The following is a 16,252-nucleotide window of genomic DNA, read 5'->3' as shown; positions in this document are numbered from 1 at the left end:
TATGGTGAGAGTCGAGCACCCGGGAGGAGCGAACGGATGGCCAATTCGACATCGGGAGACTCGCTGATCGAGCGCGCGGATCGGATCCTCGGGGGCTTCGACGCGGCGCATCGGGAACGCTCGCTCGCGCAGATCGGTGAGGATGCCGAGCTCCCGCGCTCGACCGTGCACCGGATGGTCCGTCAGCTCGCGGAGCTCGGCTGGCTGACCCGGACGGCTCCCGGCCGGTACGCCGTGGGCACGCGGCTGTGGGTCCTCGGTTCCTCCGCCCCGCTGAACCGTCAGCTCTCCGCCGTGGCCAAGCCCTACCTCTCCGATGCCCACGCGGTGTTACGCCAGCACATCCAGCTCGGGATCATCGAGGGGCAGGAGGTACTGGTCGTCGAGCGGATCGCGGCCAATTCGTCGGTTCGGCTGCGTTCCGAGGTGGCCGGCCGGTTGCCGCTGCACCAGTCGGCGACCGGCCTGATGCTTTTGGCCGGTATGCCGCGTGCCTTCGTGGCCGACTACCTCGAGATCCTGCGCCGGGCCTCGCTAGATCCGTCCGTGGCCGCCGGCATGGTCACGGAGCTCCGCCGTTTCCGCGCGAAGGGTTACGCGATCCAGCGCGGATTGATCGACGAGGAAACCTGCGGGGTGGCCGTCCCCGTGGCCGTCGAGAACTCGGCGGTTCCCGTGGCATTGGGGACCGTGATGAACCGCTCCGACCTACCGCCCGAGGCCGTCCATGGCGTGGTGAATACCCTTCGCGTGGCGGCTCACGGGATCGAGCGCGCGGCGCGGGGATCCGCCTGACCTGCCGACGGGGCGCGCCGGCTACCGTCCCATTGAACGGAACGGATGTGGTCCGTCTAACGGTCTGGGCTTAGCGTGAGGTGAATCGCGCGGGAGGAGACCACAGGATGCCACAGATTCCACGGGACGAGCGGAAGACGGTCGACGCCGATGTCGGGATCATCGGTGCCGGGCCCGCGGGGCTGATGCTCGCGCACCTTCTCCGTCGATCCGGACTCCGCGTGGTCGCGATTGATCACCGCGGGGCCGAGGAGATCCACCGGACGCATCGCGCCGGAATTTTGGAGCACGAGTCGGTGCGGATGCTCGCCGAGCCGGACCTGGGCAGCCGGGTCCTGACCGACGGCCATCTGCACGACGGGATCGACCTCCGGTTCGGTCGCCGCTCGCACCGGATCGACTTTCAGGAGCTCGTGGGGGAGTCGGTCTGGCTCTACCCTCAGAACGAGGTCTTCTGGGATCTCGCGCGGGCGGCCGAGCATCACCGTATGGACGTCAGATACGGGGTGGCCGATGCCTCGGCGTTCGACGTCGCCACGGACCATCCCGGGATTCGATTCACGGACTCGGACGGCTCGGCACGCGAGATCAGGTGCCGCTACGTCGTGGGGGCGGACGGTTCGAAGAGCGCGACCCGCGGGCTCATACCGCGCGAGATCCGCCGGGACTACTTCGCCGAATACCCTTTTGCGTGGTTCGGCATCCTGGCGGAGACGCCACCGAGCGCCCCGGAATTGATCTATGCCCAGTCTCCCCGCGGGTTTGCGCTGATCTCGCAGCGCAGCGACACCGTCCAACGCTTGTACTTCCAGTGCGACCCAGCCACGGACCCGGCCGATTGGTCTCAGGACCAGATCTGGGAGGAACTCCAGGCGCGGATCGACGGTCCGGACGGGATGACGTTGCGCCGAGGGCCCATCATCGAGTCCACGGTCCTGAAGTTTCGGTCATTTGTGTGTGATCCGATGCGGTACCACCGTCTGTACCTCGCCGGGGACGCGGCGCACACCGTGCCCCCGACGGGAGCCAAAGGATTGAATCTCGCGCTGGCCGACGTCAGGGTCTTGGCCCCCGCCCTGATTCGGGCCGTCCGAGACGGCGACGAAACCCTCTTGGGCGAATATTCCGAGACCGCCCTCTCGAGGGTCTGGAAGGCCCAAAACTTCTCGTACTGGATGACCACGATGTTGCACACCGCGCCGGGGGAGACGGAGTTCGCGACGGCGCGGCGCCTCGGGGAGTTGCGGGCGGTCACGGAATCCCCGCACGGGCGCGCCTACCTCGCGGAGCAGTACACGGGGTGGCCGTTTCACCCAACCGTTTCGTGACGCGACCCGCGGGCCCGTGACGGGCACTCCGGGGGTTCGCATTGCGCACAGAAATTCTGACAGCGAACTTTTCGTCGATACATTGACCATGGCGCGGATCACGAGCGGATTCGGGCACAGGAAGGGAGGACGGCATGACACAGGAGTCACACGCCGAAAAGAATCTGGATGAGGAGAACTTCACCCAGCCGGTGGTGGTGGATTCCGACGCCGCCGCGGATAGCCAAGAAACGATCAATCGCGACATCGATCGGGTGCACCGGGCGGCTCGAAGCGGCGGATCGGTCGAAACGCAACCCCGCCTGGACTTTCCCCCGTACCGGAGTTCGGTATTGCGGCACCCGACCAAGGACCTCCACCACACGGATCCGGAGCTCATCGAGCTCACGTCTCCGGCCTTCGGGCACCGCGACGTCCACGAGCTCGAATCCGACCTGACGATCCAGGGCGGGGGAGAACCCGTGGGCGAAAGGATCAAGATCACCGGTCGGGTCATGGACGCCGCCGGCCGCCCGGTCCGTCACCAGCTCGTCGAAATTTGGCAGGCCAACGCCGCGGGACGCTACATCCATAAGAGGGACCAGCATCCGGCCCCGATCGACCCGAACTTCACGGGCGTGGGCCGGTGCCTGACCGACGATGCCGGAAATTACGAATTCACCACGATCAAGCCGGGGCCCTACCCGTGGAAGAATCACCGCAATGCCTGGCGCCCGGCGCACGTGCATTTTTCGCTGTTCGGCACGGACTTCACGCAGCGCATGATCACCCAGATGTACTTTCCCGGTGATCCGCTGTTCAGCTTGGATCCGATCTACCAGTCGATCACGGATCAGAAGGCGCGTGACCGTTTGGTCGCGACCTACGATCACGGGGTCTCGGAGCACGAATGGCTCCTGGGCTACCGCTGGGACATCGTCCTCGGTGGCAGCCAACGGACCTGGATGGAACCCGAGGAGGAGCAGCAATGAGCCGCGACACGACGACGCGTCCGACCAGCACGGGGCGGCCCCTGGCGGACCGCCCGCACGATCTCACGCCCACCCCGGGGCAGACGATCGGCCCCTTTTTCGGTTACGCGACCGCGGCCGAGGCCGTCGGGCTGCCGTATCGCGGCGGCAACGAGCTCGTGGACCGTTCGCGACCGGGCGCGGTGCGCCTGACCGGGCAGGTCTACGACGGCAACGGAGACGTCGTCCCCGATGCCCTGATCGAGATCTGGCAGGCCGCCGAGGACGGCTCGATCCCCGAGGAAACCGGGTCCCTGAATCGCGACGGCTACACCTTCACCGGCTGGGGAAGGGACGCCGTCGATCGGCTCGGGACCTATTCGTTCACGACCGTCAACCCCGGTCCCACGGACCGCGGGCATGCGCCGTATTTCCTCATGGTCGTCTTCGCCCGAGGCCTCCTCAACCGCTTGTTCACCCGCGTGTACCTGCCGGACGATGCCGAGGCGCTGGATGAGGATCCGCTCTTGGCCTCCCTGCCGGCCGACCGTCGGGCCACGCTGATCGCGGATCGCGAGCCGGACGGTACGTTGCGGCACGACATTCACCTGCAGGGCGAGGCAGAGACCGTGTTCCTCTCGTACCCCGGAATCGACGGCTGACATGTCCTTCAGTGATCTCCTGATCCCCGGTGGGCAGCGCGCCGAGCCCGTGGTCGGGGACGACGCGGTGCTCCGGGCGCTGGTGTCCACGGAAGCCGAGTGGGTTCGTGCCCAGGCCGACGCCGGGGTGCTGGATCCGCCTTTGGCCGCCCGCATCGCCTCCGCGATCGAGCAGGCAGAGATCGACCAGGAGGCCCTCGCGAGCGGTGCCGAAGGCGGGGGAAACCCCGTGATCGGGCTCGTCGCGATGTTGCGTCGCGCGGTCGGGCAGCGGGTCTCGGAAGAGGCCGCCGTGGCCGTTCATCGGGCATTGACCAGCCAAGACGTGATGGATACGGCGCTCATGAGCGTCATCGCCTCGGCGTTGGCGGGATGCCACGATGCGCTGGGTCGCACCGGGGATTCCTTGGCCCGGCTATGCGCCGAACACGCCGAAACGCAGATGATCGCCCGGACGCTGGGCCAGCACGCCCTGCCGACGACCTTTGGCGCCCGGGCCGGTCGATGGCTCGACGGCGTCGCGGCCGCCTACCGGCAGACGGATCCCGAGCACACGTGGTTGCCCGTTTCCGGCGGCGGCGCCGCCGGAACCCACCGCGCGGCGCTGGGCCTGGAATCCACGGCCGCCGACTTGGCCCTGGACATGTCGTTGGGGGATCGGCTCGGGCTCTTCTGGGCGCGCCGATTGGGTCTCAACGGGCCCGCCGCCGATCAGGTCTGGCACACGCGGCGCCGCCCCATGATCGATGCGGTCGAGCCCATGGCCCGAGCCGCCGCCGCCTGCGCCAAAATGGCCGGCGACGTCGTGATCTCCTCGCGCAACGAGATCTCCGAGCTCGCCGAACCGGCCGCCGAGGGCCGTGGCGGTTCCTCGGCGATGGCGCACAAGCGGAATCCCACCCTGTCGATTCTGATCCGCCGGTCCGGGGTCGCGGCCTCGCGCGCGGTCGGCGCCCTGATCGAGTCGGAGGCCCTCGCGGTCGAGGAACGGTCGGAGCTCGCGTGGCACCTGGAATGGGAGCCGATACGCACGATCGCACGCCACGGGCTGATCGCGACGTCCCTGACGGCGGAACTGGCGGACGGACTCATCGTCGATCCCGAGGCGATGACCCGAAATCTCAACCTCGACGGGGCCTCGGCCGCGGGCCGGGACACGGGAAACAGCGCGGACCAGGCCCGCGCGGCCGCCCGCCGATGGACCACAGCAAAGGAGCAATCATGACGGTACCGGACCTGACCTCGGTGGCCCTCGGAAGCAATCTCGACGGCGAGGAATCATCCTCGCGGCGGGCGAAACCCCTGCTGATCGTCGGTCCGTCCCTCGGGACGTCCGTGACGCCGCTGTGGGCCCCGGCCGCGGAGCACCTGCGGGAGGACTACGACGTCGTCGGCTGGGAACTGCCCGGGCACGGGCGGGGCACGCCCGTGAGCGAGCCTTTCACGGTCGAGGAGCTTGCCGAAGGCGTGCACCGGCTGGCCGATCGGATCCGTGCCGAACGAGGCAGCCCCCAGGAGAGTTACCTGTATGCGGGGGTCTCGGTCGGCGGAGCGGTCGGTCTCGCCCTGGCCCTGGCCCACGGCGAGGAGCTCAAGGGCCTGGCGGCGATCTGCACGGGCGCCAGAATCGGCCAGGCGGAGAGCTGGATCGGCCGCGCCGAACTCGTGGAGGGTTCGGGCACGCCGACGCAGGTGATCAATTCCGCGAAGACCTGGTTCGCCCCCGGGTTCCTCGACCAACAGCCCGTGGTGGGCACCGAACTTCTGCACAGCCTGCAGGAGGCCGACCGGGCCAATTACGGCCTGGTGTGTCGTGCCCTGGCGGTCTATGACGTCCGCGAGAGGTTGTCCGAGATCGACGTCCCGGTGCTGACCATCGCGGGCGGTCACGACCCCGCGACGCCGCCCGAATCCCTCCAGGAAATCGCCGAGGGGGTCCAGGCGGGACGCTCCGCGGTCTACCTCGACGCGTCGCATCTCGCGGTCGCCGAGGTTCCGGACCAAGCCGCGGCGGACCTGACCGAATTCTTCCGCGACCTGCCCGAAAGCTCCGCGACCGCGGGGCCGGGGGCAGGCGCGCTGCCGGATCCTTCGAGGACCCGCGACGAGGTCAAGGCGGACGGTATGGCGGTTCGCCGCCAGGTCCTCTCCGATGAGCACGTGGATCGCGCGGAATCCGCGACCACGTCCTTCACGGAGCCCTTCCAGGACCTCATCTCCCGGTACGCCTGGGGAGAGATCTGGACCCGGCCAGGGCTGGATCGCAAAACGCGCAGCGCCGTCACGTTGACCGCGATGATCGCCCTGGGCCACTGGTCCGAATTCGAGATGCACGTCAAGGCGGCCCGCCGCAACGACGTGAGCATCGCGCAGATTCAGGAGATCATCCTGCAATCGGCGATCTACTGCGGCGTCCCCGCAGCCAATACCGCATTCGCCCGCGCGCAGGCCGTCCTGCGCGATCTTGGCGAGATCAGCTGAACCTGCGCCTACCAGGAGGAACCTCATGACCGACCCCACCGCAACTTTTATCTACGACGCGGTCCGGACGCCCTTTGGCAAATACGGAGGCGCCCTGTCCGGCACGCGCCCCGATGATCTGGCGGCCTTCGTGGTGCGCCGTGCGGTCGAGCGCTCCGAGGCCCTCGACGCCGCGGAGGTTTCCGAGGTCATGCTCGGCAATGCCAACGGGGCGGGGGAGGAGAACCGCAACGTGGCCCGAATGGCGGCGCTCTTGGCCGGATTCCCGGTATCGACGCCGGGAACCACGATCAACCGTCTCTGCGGCTCCTCGCTGGACGCCGCCATGCAGGCGAGCCGGTCCATCGCGGTCGGTGACGCCGAGATCGTCGTCGCCGGCGGCGTCGAGTCGATGTCTCGGGCGCCCTGGGTCCTGCCCAAGACGAGCAAGCCGTTCCCCGCGGGGGACCTCAACCTGGCCTCGACCACGCTCGGGTGGCGGCTCGTGAACCCGCGGATGGAAGAGGACTGGACCGTGTCCCTGGGAGAGGCCACGGAACGGCTGGCCGATCGCTACGGCGTCGAACGCGAGGACATGGACGAGTTCGCCGCGACCTCGCACCAGCGCACGGCCTCGGCCTGGGACGAAGGATTCTACGACGACTTGGTCGAGCAGATGCCCGGGACCGACCTCGAACGCGACGAGTCGTTGCGGCCGGGGAGCACCCCGGAGACCCTGGCCGGGCTCAAGACGGTCTTCCGCCGCGACGGCGGGCGGGTCACCGCGGGGAACGCCTCGCCCCTCAACGACGGCGCCTCGGCCGTGCTGCTCGGCAACGAGAAGGCCGCCGACCGCATTGGGCGTGCGCCGATTGCCCGCATCGCCGGACGCGGGACCGCGGCCAACGAACCGCAATTCTTTGGATACGCGCCGGTCGAAGCGGCCCACCGCGCGCTCGAACAGGCGGGGATCGACTGGAGCCAGGTCGGGGCCGTCGAACTCAACGAGGCCTTCGCCGCCCAGTCCCTCGCGTGCATTCGCGCGTGGGACATCGATCCGATGATCGTGAACCGCCACGGCGGGGCCATCGCGATCGGGCATCCCCTGGGTGCCTCAGGAACCCGCATTCTGGGCACGCTCGCGCGTTCACTCCAGGCGTCGGGCCGGCGCTGGGGCGTCGCGGCGATCTGCATCGGCGTCGGCCAGGGATTGGCCGTCGTCCTCGAAAACGTTGAAGGGAAGAACTGAACCATGACGGAATTCGCGCAGACCGCGACCGAGGCCGTCCGACACATCACCGATGGATCGACCGTGATGATCGGCGGATTCGGGGTGGCCGGGCAACCCGTGGAACTCATCGATGCGTTGATCGACCAGGGCGCGAGGCACCTGACGGTGGTCAACAATAACGCTGGCAACGGGGACGTGGGCCTGGCCCGCCTGATCCAGCTCGGACGCGTCAGCAAGGTCATCTGTTCCTTCCCCCGCCAAAAGGACTCCTGGCATTTTGATGAAAAATATCGGGCCGGGGAGATCGAGCTGGAGCTGGTGCCTCAGGGCAATCTCGCCGAGAGGATCCGCGCCGCCGGGGCGGGGATCGGGGGATTCTTCACGCCGACCGGCTACGGCACCCAACTCGCGGAAGGAAAAGAAACCCGGGAGATCGACGGCGTTCACTACGTCCTGGAGCGGCCCCTGCGGGCGGATTTCTCGCTGACCAAGGCGCAGACGAGCGATGGCGTCGGCAACCTGACGTATCGCAAGACCGCCCGGAACTTTGGGCCGATCATGGCCTCCGCCGCGCGGCACTCCATCGTTCAGGTGGCCGAAAGGGTCGAGACCGGCCGATTGGACCCGGAAGCGGTCGTGACCCCCGGGATCTATGTGGATACCGTCGTCGCGATCGACCCCCAGACGCAGAAAGGTGACCAGGCATGAGCACGGTGACAGAGACCCCTCAGACGCGCGAGTCGGCCCTGACCCGCGAAGACATGGCCCAGACGGTGGCCCGCGACATCCCCACGGGGGCCTTCGTGAACCTGGGGATCGGCCAGCCGACTAAGGTCGCCGACTACCTCGACGTCGACCAAGGCGTGACCCTGCACACCGAAAACGGCATGTTGGGCATGGGGCCCGAGGCCCACGGGGAGGATATCGACCCCGACCTGATCAACGCGGGCAAGATCCCGGTCCTGGAGACCCCGGGGACCTCGTATTTCCATCACGCGGATTCGTTCGCCATGATGCGCGGCGGTCACTTGGATATCTGCGTCCTGGGTGCCTTCCAGGTCGCGGCCAACGGCGACCTCGCCAACTGGTCCACCGGGGAACCCGGGGCGATTCCCGCGGTCGGAGGGGCCATGGACCTGGCGATCGGCGCCAAGCAGACGTTCGTCATGATGAACCTTCGATCCAAGGACGGTTCGGCCAAATTCGTCCCGGAGTGCACCTTTCCCCGGACCGGCGTGGGGTGCGTCTCACGGGTCTACACGGAAGCGGCCGTTTTCGACATCGCCGCCGACGGCGTGCACGTGCGCGAGACCTTCGGCGTGACCGCGGCGGAACTCGCCGAAGAGCTCGACGTCGAACTGCTGGGCCCGCTCGGTGGGGCCTCGGAAGAGGCCTCGACCCGATGAGCGACGCCTTCGTGCAGTCGCTGGCCCGTGGGATCTCGGTCCTGCGGGCCTTCGACGCCGACCACGCGAGCATGTCGCTGTCCGAGGTGGCCCAACGGACGGACCTCACGCGGGCCACCGCCCGGAGGTTCCTGCACACCCTGGTCGACCTCGGCTATGTTCACCAGGTCGACAAGGAATTCCGATTGAGCCCGACCGTGTTGGGCATCGGCTACTCCTACCTGTCGAGCCTCTCCCTGCCCGACCTGGCGTACCCGCATCTCCGGGAGCTCTCGGGCAGGATCGGGGAGTCGACCTCGATGTCGGTCCTGGAGGGCGACGACATCATCTACGTGGCCCGTGTCCACGCGCGTCGCATCATGCACGTGGCGATCAGCGTCGGGACGAGCTTTCCGGCCCACGCGACGTCCATGGGTCGCGTCCTGCTGAGCGGACTATCCGAGGACCGCCTCGAGGAATACCTGGCTCGGCAGCGGCCGGAGAGCATCACGGATCGGACCATCACCGACGTGCAGGATCTGCGCACCCGCATCCGACGCGCGCGGGAGCGGGGCTGGGAGATGGTCGATCAGGAGCTCGAGATGGGGCTTCGATCCGTCGCCGCGCCGGTCAAGGACGCCCGCGGCGCCCACATCGCGGCGATCAACGTGTCCATGCGCGTCGGCACGGAGAACGCCCGCGCGGACACGATGGTCGAGCACATCGTTCCGCGCCTGGAGGAAACCGCTCGGCGGATCGGACACGCGTATCGATCAGGCGTTGGCCTCAGCGTTCAGCCCTGAACCACCGGCGTTGTGTGCGCCACATGCGTTCGCCAAGTCGGGGGATCTGGGGTAGTGTTGATGCCGAAGTACTCAGTCTCAGTGCGAGTGTGCTGTGCGAGGTAGCTCCGACCAGGACGTTGACGGTATTCTCTCCGAACAGCGTGGTCGGCGGAATCACCGCGGTACGCGACCGGGATGGGCTTCAGAATCAATGGCAGGTATGGATACGGTCCTCTGGCACTCTTTTTTATTTTTGTGCCAAAATGCCATCAGTTAACTATGCCCATTTACCGATAACGCTAGACCGGTTATCAGTGCCCTCAGCGCGGCTCACACCGCACGAGGCATACATTTCAAGGCGACCCGCGAGGGCCGCCAAGATCAAACGGAGAACTCGAAATTGCCTACAATTCAGCAGCTGGTCCGCAAGGGCCGGACTCCCAAGGTCGTCAAGACCAAGGCGCCCGCGCTTAAGGGCAGCCCCATGAAGCGCGGCGTTTGCACCCGCGTGTACACCACCACCCCCAAGAAGCCGAACTCCGCTCTGCGTAAGGTCGCTCGCGTCAAGCTCAACGGCGGCATCGAGGTCACGGCATACATCCCGGGCGAGGGTCACAACCTCCAGGAGCACTCGATCGTGCTCGTTCGCGGCGGTCGTGTGAAGGACCTCCCCGGTGTTCGCTACCGCATCGTCCGTGGCGCGCTGGACACCCAGGGTGTCAAGAACCGCGGCCAGGCTCGTTCGCGCTACGGCGTCAAGAAGGAGAAGAAGTAATGCCTCGTAAGGGTCCCGCCCCCAAGCGTCCGCTCGTCGTCGATCCCGTCTACGGATCCCCGCTCGTGACGCAGCTGATCAACAAGGTCCTGCAGGACGGCAAGAAGTCCACCGCCGAGCGCATCGTCTACGGTGCCCTCGAAGGCGTGGCTCAGAAGACCGGTTCCGACGCAGTCACCACCCTCAAGAAGGCGATGGACAACATCAAGCCTTCCCTCGAGGTCCGTTCCCGCCGCGTCGGCGGCGCAACCTACCAGGTTCCGGTCGAGGTCCGTTCGGGCCGTTCGACCGCCCTGGCCCTGCGTTGGCTCGTGGGCTTCTCCAAGCTTCGCCGCGAGAAGACCATGACCGAGCGCCTGATGAACGAGATCATGGATGCCTCCAATGGTCTCGGTGCCGCTGTGAAGCGTCGCGAAGATACCCACAAGATGGCCGAGTCCAACAAGGCCTTCGCACACTATCGCTGGTAATTTCATCCTGTTGGCCCGCTCGATTCGGGCGGGCCTTCCGGCTGATCCACCTGAAAGGGACACATCGTGGCACTTGACGTGCTTACCGACCTGAACAAGGTCCGCAATATCGGCATCATGGCCCACATCGATGCCGGCAAGACCACCACTACCGAACGCATCCTGTACTACACCGGTATCAACCACAAGATCGGTGAGACCCACGACGGTGCATCCACGATGGACTGGATGGCCCAGGAACAGGAACGCGGCATCACCATCACGTCCGCGGCGACCACGTGCTTCTGGAAGAACAACCAGATCAACATCATCGACACCCCGGGTCACGTCGACTTCACCGTCGAGGTGGAGCGTTCGCTCCGCGTGCTCGACGGCGCCGTTGCCGTCTTCGACGGTAAGGAAGGCGTTGAGCCGCAGTCCGAAACCGTGTGGCGTCAGGCGGACAAGTACGAGGTCCCCCGCATCTGCTTCGTCAACAAGATGGACAAGCTCGGCGCGGATTTCTACTTCACCGTGGACACGATCATCAAGCGCCTCGGTGCTACCCCGCTCGTGATGCAGCTGCCCATCGGTGCAGAGAACGACTTCGTCGGCGTGGTGGATCTGCTCGAGATGAAGGCCTACGTCTGGCACGGCGACGCCAAGGGTGACGTCACGCTCGGACAGTCCTACGAGACCCAGGAAATCCCCGCGGACCTTCAGGAGCGTGCCGAGGAGTACCGCAACAAGCTCGTCGAGCAGGTTGCCGAGTCCTCCGAGGAGCTCATGGAGAAGTACCTCGAGGGTGAAGAGCTGACGATCGACGAGCTCAAGGATGGCATCCGCCAGCTGACCGTCGACAACGCCGCGTACCCCGTGTTCTGTGGCTCGGCCTTCAAGAACCGCGGTGTGCAGCCCATGCTCGACGCCGTGATCGATTACCTGCCCTCGCCGCTGAACGTGCCGCCGATGATCGGCCACGATCCCAAGGACGAAGAGGTCGAGCTGACCCGTCGTCCGGCCAAGGACGAGCCGTTCTCCGCTCTCGCGTTCAAGGTTGCGGCCCACCCGTTCTACGGTCAGCTGACCTACATCCGCGTTTACTCGGGTGTGGCCAGCTCCGGCCAGCAGGTGCTCAACTCGACCAAGCAGCGTCGTGAGCGCATCGGCAAGCTCTTCCAGATGCACTCCAACAAGGAGAATCCGGTCGAGGAGATCCAGGCGGGTCACATCTACGCCGCGATCGGCCTCAAGGAGACCACGACCGGCGACACCCTGTGCGATCAGGCCAACCCGATCGTTCTCGAGTCGATGACCTTCCCCAAGCCCGTGATCTTCGTGGCCATCGAGCCGAAGACCAAGAGCGACCAGGAAAAGCTCTCGACGGCTATCCAGAAGCTCTCCGCTGAGGACCCGACCTTCACGGTCAACCTCAACGACGAGACCGGCCAGACCGAGATCGGCGGCATGGGCGAGCTTCACCTGGACGTCCTCGTGGACCGCATGAAGCGCGAATTCCGCGTGGAGGCGAACGTGGGCAAGCCGCAGGTTGCTTACCGCGAGACGATCAAGAAGGCCGTCGAGAAGGTCGACTACACCCACAAGAAGCAGACCGGTGGTTCCGGTCAGTTCGCTAAGGTGCAGATGAACTTCGAGCCGATCGCGCTCGACTCCGAAGAGCTCTACGAGTTCGAGGATAAGATCACCGGTGGCCGCGTGCCCCGTGAATACATTCCGTCGGTGGATGCCGGCATCCAGGATGCGATGCAGCTCGGCATTCTCGCGGGATACCCCGTGGTTGGTGTGAAGGCCACCCTGGTGGACGGCGCCTACCACGACGTCGACTCCTCCGAGATGGCCTTCAAGATCGCCGGTTCGATGGTATTCAAGGAAGGCGCTCGTCGCGCCAACCCGGTACTGCTCGAGCCGCTGATGGCCGTCGAGGTCCGTACTCCGGAGGAGTACATGGGTGACGTCATCGGCGACCTGAATTCGCGCCGTGGCCACATCCAGTCCATGGAAGATGTCGCCGGCGTCAAGCTGGTCTCGGCTCTGGTTCCGCTGTCCGAAATGTTCGGCTACATCGGCGACCTGCGTTCCAAGACGCAGGGCCGCGCGGTGTACTCGATGACCTTCGATAGCTACTCAGAGGTTCCGAAGGCCGTCGCCGAGGAAATCATCCAGAAGAGCCGCGGAGAATAATTCTGCAGCACGGCGGCTCTTCTGGGCCGCTGACCTAATCCATCAAATACAGCCTCGGAAGCTTGCGCTGGTTTTCATACGGGAAGTCTTTTCCGTTATTGTTGATCAGGAATCCGTCTTCAACCACGGACTGCGCAGAAAGCCAGCGCAAGCTTCCATCAAACGTTCTAGGAGGAACATAGTGGCTAAGGCAAAGTTCGAGCGCTCCAAGCCGCACGTCAACATCGGTACCATCGGTCACGTTGACCACGGTAAGACCACGCTGACGGCGGCCATCTCTCAGGTTCTGGCGACCAAGTTCCCGGACCTGAACGAGAAGCAGGACTTCGGTATGATCGACTCCGCTCCCGAGGAGCGGCAGCGCGGCATTACCATCAACATCGCTCACATCGAGTACCAGACCGACAAGCGTCACTACGCACACGTTGACGCCCCCGGTCACGCTGACTACGTCAAGAACATGATCACCGGTGCTGCCCAGATGGACGGCGCAATCCTCGTGGTCGCCGCTACCGACGGCCCCATGGCCCAGACTCGCGAGCACGTTCTGCTCGCCCGTCAGGTCGGCGTCCCCTCCCTCCTCGTCGCCTTGAACAAGTCCGACATGGTTGAGGACGAGGAGCTCCTGGATCTCGTCGAGATGGAGGTCCGCGAACTGCTGTCCTCGCAGGAGTTCGACGGCGACAACGCTCCCGTCATCCGCGTGTCCGCTCTCAAGGCCCTCGAGGGCGACGAGAAGTGGGTCAAGTCGGTTGAGGACCTCATGGAGGCCGTGGACGAGTTCATTCCGGACCCGGTCCGCGACAAGGACAAGCCCTTCCTCATGCCGATCGAGGACGTCTTCACGATTACCGGCCGCGGCACCGTCGTGACCGGCCGTGCAGAGCGCGGTACCCTGAAGCTCAACTCGGATGTCGAGATCATCGGTATCCGCGACCTTCAGAAGACCACCGTGACCGGTATCGAGATGTTCCACAAGCAGCTCGACGAGGCATGGGCCGGCGAGAACTGTGGTCTGCTCCTTCGTGGCCTCAAGCGCGACGATGTCGAGCGTGGCCAGGTTGTCGCAGCCCCCGGCTCGATCACCCCGCACACCAACTTCGAGGCGAACGTCTACATCCTCTCGAAGGACGAGGGTGGCCGTCACAACCCGTTCTACTCGAACTACCGTCCGCAGTTCTACTTCCGCACCACGGACGTCACCGGTGTCATCACGCTGCCCGAGGGCACCGAGATGGTTATGCCCGGCGACAACACCGAGATGAGCGTTGAGCTGATCCAGCCCATCGCTATGGAAGAGGGCCTCGGCTTCGCTATCCGCGAGGGTGGCCGCACCGTTGGTTCGGGTCGCGTTACCAAGATCACCAAGTAGTCTTCGGTGATGATGCCGAACCGGGAATGACTAGTCGTTCCTGAAATTCGGACCTCAAGGGCCCCGGCTATGCCGGGGCCCTTTTGCGTGCCCTCGACGCCGGATTGGTGGCGGTGCGATGCGGTCGGGAGTATCTTGGTGTCCATCTGATTAAAAGTTGAATAACCCATTCTTCCGTGAAAGCTCGGCTCTCTCGGAGCCGTGGCCGAACAATTCATGAGGAAAGCAGTCGAATTGTCTCCGTCACTTTCTCGTCGAACATTCGTCACCACCACCGTGGCCGCCGGCGCCGGAGTTGCGCTCGGGGCCGCGGCGGAGCCCGCACTGGCCACCCCGGCCGAGGTGCGCACCGGCCCCCGAATCGCCATCATCGGCTCTGGATACGGGGGAGCCGTGGCGGCCCGGAGCCTCGCCCAGGCGGGGCGTCGGGTCGATCTCATCGAAATGGGGGCGGACTGGGAGGCCATGGCGTCCGGCAAGGGCGCTGTCTTCACTTCCATGCGGTCGCCCAACGAACGCTCGATGTGGTTTAAACGCCGAACCGACATGCCGTTCAGCTACCTGGGTGGCATGGATATCGTGAACCGCCCCATCAAGCCCGGCGCCGGCGTGCTGGACGTCGAAACCTTCGCCGAGATGAAGGTGTACGTGGGGCGCGGCGTCGGCGGCGGGTCCCTGGTCAACGGCGGCATGGCCGTGACGCCAGTGCGCTCTTTCTTCGAGAAGGTCCTTCCGCAGGTCGACGCCGAAGAAATGTACTCGACGTACTTCCCGAGGGCGCGGCGGAACCTGATCGTGACCGACCCGCCCGCGGATATCGTGCTGAATTCCCCGTGGTACCAGTTCGCGCGAGTCAGCGCGCAGCAGGCCAAGCGGGCCGGCTACGGGCACCGCATGGTTCCGAACGTGTACGACTTCGACTATCTGCGCCGGGAAACCTTCGGGCAGGTGCCTCGGTCGGCCCTGGCGGCGGAGGTGATGTTCGGCAACAACTATGGCAAGAATTCCCTGCCCAAATCGATCCTTCGGGAGGCGTTGGCGACCGGGCGCGTCAACCTCATGCCGATGACCGAGGTGACGCGGCTGACTCAGCGGCCCGACGGTGCCTTTGACCTCAGCCTGCGGAGGATCGACTTCTGGGGAAGCCTCCTCGAGGAGCGCACCGCGACCTATGACCGCGTGGTCCTCGCGGCCGGATCGATCGGCACGGCGCGGCTCCTCGCGAAGGCCCAGCACCAGGGGACGATCAAACATCTGCCGCCTGGCCTCGGCGGCGGGTGGGGCCCCAACGGGAACGTGATGGTCGCGCGGCGCCTCTGGGGCACGCCGACCGGCGCGCATCAATCGACGATCCCGGTCATGGGCGTGACCAACTGGGACGACTCCCCGCAGTCGGTCTTCGCCGAGATCGCGCCGTTCCCCACTGGCATCGAGCTGTATACCGGGGTCTACCTGGCCATCACGAATAATCCGAACCACGGAGAATTCAGCTGGGACGCCCAGACCAACACCCTGCGCTTGAACTGGGATAGGGGCAAGGCCAAGCCGGGGGTCGACGCCGCACGAGCATTCTTCGACCGCATCAACCGGGCCAGCAGGAACACCAGCTATCGGTCCGACGTCTTCGAGAGGCACCAGGAATTTGCGGACTACTTCTCCTATCATCCGCTCGGTGGTGCCGTTCTCGGCGAGGTGACGGACCTCTCGGGCGAGGTCAAGGGCGTTCCGGGCCTGTTCGTGATGGACGGCTCGCTGATCCCCGGAAAGATCGGCGTCAACCCGTTCGTGACCATCACGGCCCTCGCCGAGAGAAATATGGACAGGCTCCTCGCGGGCCGTCGATTCTAGGAGCATTCGT

15 protein-coding genes are annotated in these 16,252 nt (G+C 65.7%); all 15 read left to right on the top strand.

Annotation, left to right across the window (positions count from 1 at the left end; all coding sequences use genetic code 11):
* The first annotated feature begins 36 nt into the window (after positions 1–36).
* Positions 37–795, top strand: a complete 759-nt coding sequence (locus CURSPS6_RS06760; protein ID WP_051687691.1) for an IclR family transcriptional regulator — start codon at positions 37–39, stop codon at positions 793–795.
* Between the two features lie 107 nt (positions 796–902).
* Positions 903–2,123 (top strand): 4-hydroxybenzoate 3-monooxygenase, encoded by a 1,221-nt coding sequence (locus CURSPS6_RS06755; RefSeq protein WP_030015061.1) that lies wholly within the window; start codon positions 903–905, stop codon positions 2,121–2,123.
* 134 nt (positions 2,124–2,257) lie between these two features.
* Complete coding sequence (pcaH, locus tag CURSPS6_RS06750) at positions 2,258–3,094, top strand: protocatechuate 3,4-dioxygenase subunit beta (protein ID WP_082470165.1); 837 nt, start codon at positions 2,258–2,260, stop codon at positions 3,092–3,094.
* Complete coding sequence (gene pcaG, locus CURSPS6_RS06745; protein WP_082470163.1) at positions 3,091–3,735, top strand: protocatechuate 3,4-dioxygenase subunit alpha; 645 nt, start codon at positions 3,091–3,093, stop codon at positions 3,733–3,735. The genes pcaH and pcaG overlap by 4 nt, the downstream gene beginning before the upstream one ends.
* Position 3,736: 1 nt before the next feature.
* Complete coding sequence (locus CURSPS6_RS06740; protein ID WP_051687690.1) at positions 3,737–4,960, top strand: lyase family protein; 1,224 nt, start codon at positions 3,737–3,739, stop codon at positions 4,958–4,960.
* The gene (locus tag CURSPS6_RS12915; protein WP_030015057.1) at positions 4,957–6,216 is read left to right on the top strand and encodes an alpha/beta fold hydrolase; all 1,260 of its coding nucleotides are present in this window, start codon (positions 4,957–4,959) and stop codon (positions 6,214–6,216) included. The genes CURSPS6_RS06740 and CURSPS6_RS12915 overlap by 4 nt, the downstream gene beginning before the upstream one ends.
* A 25-nt stretch (positions 6,217–6,241) precedes the next feature.
* Entirely contained in the window at positions 6,242–7,444 is a 1,203-nt protein-coding gene (locus tag CURSPS6_RS06730) for a thiolase family protein (protein WP_030015055.1), read from the top strand.
* Between the two features lie 3 nt (positions 7,445–7,447).
* Positions 7,448–8,134 carry a 3-oxoacid CoA-transferase subunit A gene (locus CURSPS6_RS06725; RefSeq protein ID WP_030015054.1) on the top strand — a complete coding sequence of 229 codons (687 nt, stop codon included), beginning with the start codon at positions 7,448–7,450 and terminating at the stop codon, positions 8,132–8,134.
* The gene (locus tag CURSPS6_RS06720) at positions 8,131–8,832 is read left to right on the top strand and encodes a 3-oxoacid CoA-transferase subunit B (RefSeq protein WP_030015053.1); all 702 of its coding nucleotides are present in this window, start codon (positions 8,131–8,133) and stop codon (positions 8,830–8,832) included. The genes CURSPS6_RS06725 and CURSPS6_RS06720 overlap by 4 nt, the downstream gene beginning before the upstream one ends.
* The gene (locus CURSPS6_RS06715; RefSeq protein WP_030015052.1) at positions 8,829–9,614 is read left to right on the top strand and encodes an IclR family transcriptional regulator domain-containing protein; all 786 of its coding nucleotides are present in this window, start codon (positions 8,829–8,831) and stop codon (positions 9,612–9,614) included. The genes CURSPS6_RS06720 and CURSPS6_RS06715 overlap by 4 nt, the downstream gene beginning before the upstream one ends.
* 382 nt (positions 9,615–9,996) lie before the next feature.
* Positions 9,997–10,371, top strand: a complete 375-nt coding sequence (gene rpsL / locus CURSPS6_RS06710; RefSeq protein ID WP_030015051.1) for a 30S ribosomal protein S12 — start codon at positions 9,997–9,999, stop codon at positions 10,369–10,371.
* The gene (gene rpsG, locus CURSPS6_RS06705; RefSeq protein ID WP_030015050.1) at positions 10,371–10,841 is read left to right on the top strand and encodes a 30S ribosomal protein S7; all 471 of its coding nucleotides are present in this window, start codon (positions 10,371–10,373) and stop codon (positions 10,839–10,841) included. The genes rpsL and rpsG overlap by 1 nt, the downstream gene beginning before the upstream one ends.
* 66 nt (positions 10,842–10,907) lie before the next feature.
* Positions 10,908–13,022: an elongation factor G gene (gene fusA, locus CURSPS6_RS06700; RefSeq protein WP_030015049.1), complete on the top strand. Its 2,115-nt coding sequence runs from the start codon at positions 10,908–10,910 to the stop codon at positions 13,020–13,022.
* A gap of 181 nt (positions 13,023–13,203) precedes the next feature.
* A complete protein-coding gene (gene tuf / locus CURSPS6_RS06695; protein WP_030015048.1) occupies positions 13,204–14,394 on the top strand; it encodes an elongation factor Tu in 1,191 nt (396 codons plus the stop codon).
* A 234-nt stretch (positions 14,395–14,628) separates the two neighbouring features.
* A complete protein-coding gene (locus CURSPS6_RS06690; RefSeq protein WP_051687689.1) occupies positions 14,629–16,242 on the top strand; it encodes a GMC oxidoreductase in 1,614 nt (537 codons plus the stop codon).
* Positions 16,243–16,252: the final 10 nt, after the last annotated feature.

The organism is Curtobacterium sp. S6 (assembly GCF_000710345.2).
Lineage (GTDB): Bacteria > Actinomycetota > Actinomycetes > Actinomycetales > Micrococcaceae > Rothia.
Note: the sequence above shows the minus strand (reverse complement) of the source record. Positions and strands in the feature narration are given on the sequence as shown.